The 3,233-nt window shown below is 61.2% G+C and carries 3 protein-coding genes; all 3 read left to right on the top strand.

Annotation, left to right across the window (positions count from 1 at the left end; all coding sequences use genetic code 11):
• The first annotated feature begins 397 nt into the window (after positions 1-397).
• Positions 398-1,486 carry a tyrosine-type recombinase/integrase gene (locus K290_RS0133155; protein WP_245276730.1) on the top strand — a complete coding sequence of 363 codons (1,089 nt, stop codon included), beginning with the start codon at positions 398-400 and terminating at the stop codon, positions 1,484-1,486.
• Positions 1,480-2,397 carry a tyrosine-type recombinase/integrase gene (locus K290_RS0133150; protein WP_028755393.1) on the top strand — a complete coding sequence of 306 codons (918 nt, stop codon included), beginning with the start codon at positions 1,480-1,482 and terminating at the stop codon, positions 2,395-2,397. Before K290_RS0133155 ends, K290_RS0133150 begins: the two co-directional genes overlap by 7 nt.
• Positions 2,394-3,233: tyrosine-type recombinase/integrase (locus K290_RS0133145; RefSeq protein WP_028755392.1), on the top strand; the 840-nt coding region annotated here is incomplete at its 3' end. The genes K290_RS0133150 and K290_RS0133145, both read left to right, overlap by 4 nt.

Raw genomic sequence — 3,233 nt, 5'->3', positions numbered from 1 at the left:
TCGGGGGCTTTGCGCCGTCAGCAGAGAACGACGCGAATGATCGGTTGTCGCCTCATCGGCATGATCAACGGCGCCGCCGGCGCCATCACCTCTCCGTCGTCACCGTCGGCACCATATCCATCTGATCCGAGAAAAAAGCGCTGCTCTGCCCCTTTGCTCGCAACCGCAAGGGTGAGGCCGGAAAAGCTGTCCGCCGACGCTGGAATGGCTTGGAAACCTTCGATTTGTTCGACGCGCCGGACTCTTCCGGCACCAACGATCAAATCGAGGAAGCAGAATGACAAAGCGAAAGTACAGACATCGCCGCAGTGTCGATGTTCGGATCACTTGGCTGCAACCACATGTCGACGGATTCAAGCACTGGCTTGGCCAGCGGAATTATTCGGCCGCAACAATCGTGGAGGTGGTGCGCCTACTGGCACTGTGGGGTGATTGGGTGCGTGCCGCCGGCTTCGGTGTCGAAACACTCGCCGAGGGTCTGAACGCATCGGCATCGGTGTTCAAAGGCAGCAAGACCGCCCGTGCGCCACAGGGTGCTGCCGCACTGTTCGTCACGTATCTGCGCGAGTGCAACATTCTGCTGCAGGAGCAGGCTCCGTCACTGGAGGAGACGTGGCCGGCCCTGGCCGCCTTTAGTCGCTGGATGCGGGAGCAACGCGGCATCAAGGAGTCGACGCTCAACCTGTACCAGCCGGTATTGGCCGATTTACTGATATCGATTGGATCAGATCCCGCGGCTTATACGGCCGAGGCGATCCGCAACTTCGTGCTTGTTCGTGCGAGGCCGCACGGCCGTTCGCGGTCGCGGTGCATCGCCGTCGCCACGCGCATGTACCTCAAATACCTCATCGCGATGGGGCACTGCCCTGCGGGGCGGGAACATGCGGTTCCGAGCTTTGCGAGCTGGCAACTGGCGACGACGCCGTGCTTTCTTGGTCAAAGTGATATCGACCGCCTCCTTGCCAACTGTGAGGGCGAGTGCCGCTTACGCGACCGCGCTGTCATGTTGCTTCTGGCCCGGTTGGGCCTCAGGGCGAGCGAAGTCGCCAATCTCACTTTTGCTGACATCGATTGGAAAAATGGCCGGATAACGCTGCTCGGAAAGGTCCGGCGCGAGGAATGGCTGCCGCTGCCTCAGGACGTTGGCGATGCCATATTAGCTTATATCGAGCGGGCAAGGCCGCACATTGCGACGACGCGCGTGTTCCTGACGGATATCGCGCCGATCCGGCCGCTGAGCCGCATTGCCATAAAGTGCATCGTACGTCGCGGCCTCGACAGGGCAGGAATCGCGAGCATCCATCGTGGCGCGCATGTGCTGCGGCACTCAGCGGCGACCGCGATGCTGAGGAGCGGCGCAAGCCTTGCCGGCGTCGGAGCCGTTTTGCGTCACCGGTCTCCATCGACGACCGCGCTCTACGCCAAGGTCGACATCGGCCTCTTGTCCGAAATCGCGCAGCCTTGGGGCGGGAGGTTGCCATGCTGAGCGCCGACGTCGCCCGCTACATCAGTCTGCGCCGCGCGCTGGGCTACAAACTCGCCCGGGTCGATCGGTATCTCCTGGCGTTCGCGCGCTTTGCAGCGGAACGCGACGAGAGCCACATTCGCACAGCAACAGCTCTTTCTTGGTTGCCAGTGGCAGCCAAGAGCCCAAACGCCATGTCGCATCGACTGACGGCCCTGATCGCCTTTGCCCGCTTCATGCAGGCGGAAGATCCTCGTCACGAGATACCGCCCGCAGATATCAAGCGGTCCACCAATCGACCTGTTCCCTACATCTACAGCGCGGATGAGATCGCCCGTATTCTCGTTGTGGCCGGCAATCTGAGGCGCCAGCAGCCCAATCCACTGCGTCGCGAGCTCTATGTCATGCTCTTTGGACTGATTGCAGCTACGGGACTGCGCATCTCCGAAGCTCTCGCGCTCAGGCTCGACGACATCCTGCCGGACGGCGTGTTGCACATTCGCGAAACCAAGTTCCGCAAGAGCCGACTTGTACCGCTGCACGGCACCGTCATGGAAGCGCTCCAACGCTATCTTCACTCTCGGCGCCAACACGCCGGCGAGAGCGATTGGCTCTTCCCATCCGTCCAGCACCGACAGCTCTACCCGACGACGGTGAACTATACGTTCCGCTGCATCTTACGAGGGGCAGGCATCGCGCCGGGGCGAAGTCAGCAGCCACGTATCCACGACCTTCGACATACCTTCGCAACCCGCGTCCTGGAACAATGCGGTGCCGATCGCGGCGAAGTTGCCCGGCACTTCGTCGCTCTGTCGACCTACCTTGGCCATGTCAGTATCCACAATACATACTGGTATCTCGAGGCGACGCCGGAAATGATGACCGACATCGCCGCCGCGGCAGAAACTCTGGTCGGGGAGGACGGCTTATGACAGAGCTCGCCCCTCTCATCACTGGCTTCCTGCGAGATTATATGCCGCGACAGCGAGGTTACAGCCCGCAAAGCTGCGAGACATACGCGTTCAGCTTCAAGCTGCTGTTCAACTTTGCAGCCAAACGGCTCGGCACGCGACCGTCTCTGCTCGCCATCGAAGACCTAGACGCACCGATGATCGTGGCCTTCCTGGAGCACATTGAGCAGGATCGTGGCAATAGCGCTTCCACCCGTAATATGCGGCTTGCCGCCATCAAGGCGTTCATGCGCTATCTCGAGCACAAGGTTCCCTCCGCCCTTCAGCAGATCGGCCGGGTCCATGCGATTCCGACCAAGCGCCATGACCAGAAGCTCATCCGTCATCTGACGATGGATGAAATCCGCGCGATCTTAAACGCGCCCAATCTGGCGACGAGATCTGGCATCCGTGATCGGGCAATGATGCATCTCTGCTTCGCCGGAGGCTTGCGGGTCTCCGAACTGGTCGGCCTTCAGACAGAGAACCTGTCGCTTCAGAACGGTGCGAGCGTGAAGGTCATGGGAAAGGGCCGCAAGGAACGTTGCCTGCCGCTCTGGAAGGAAACTACGCGGGACCTTCGTGCGTGGCTGAGTGTTCGTGGCGCAGTCCGCGTACCGGACCTCTTCGTCAATGCTCAGGGCGACCCGATGACCCGCGCCGGCTTCGAGTATGTGCTCGACAAACATGTCGGCAAGGCAGCCGAGAGCTACTCATCGCTTCGCGGCCGTCGCGTCTCACCACATCAGCTTCGTCACGGCTGCGCAGTTGTGATGCTGCAGGCAACCCGCGACATCCGTAAGGTCGCCCTGTGGCTC

Origin of the sequence: Rhizobium leucaenae USDA 9039 (assembly GCF_000426285.1) — a bacterium.
Classification (GTDB): Bacteria; Pseudomonadota; Alphaproteobacteria; order Rhizobiales; family Rhizobiaceae; genus Rhizobium; species Rhizobium leucaenae.
Note: the sequence above shows the minus strand (reverse complement) of the source record. Positions and strands in the feature narration are given on the sequence as shown.

What these genes read in the sequence shown, in the direction of transcription:
- K290_RS0133150 (WP_028755393.1), top strand. Translation starts at nt 1,480, where the DNA reads ATGCTGAGCGCCGACGTCGCCCGCTACATCAGTCTGCGCCGCGCGCTG.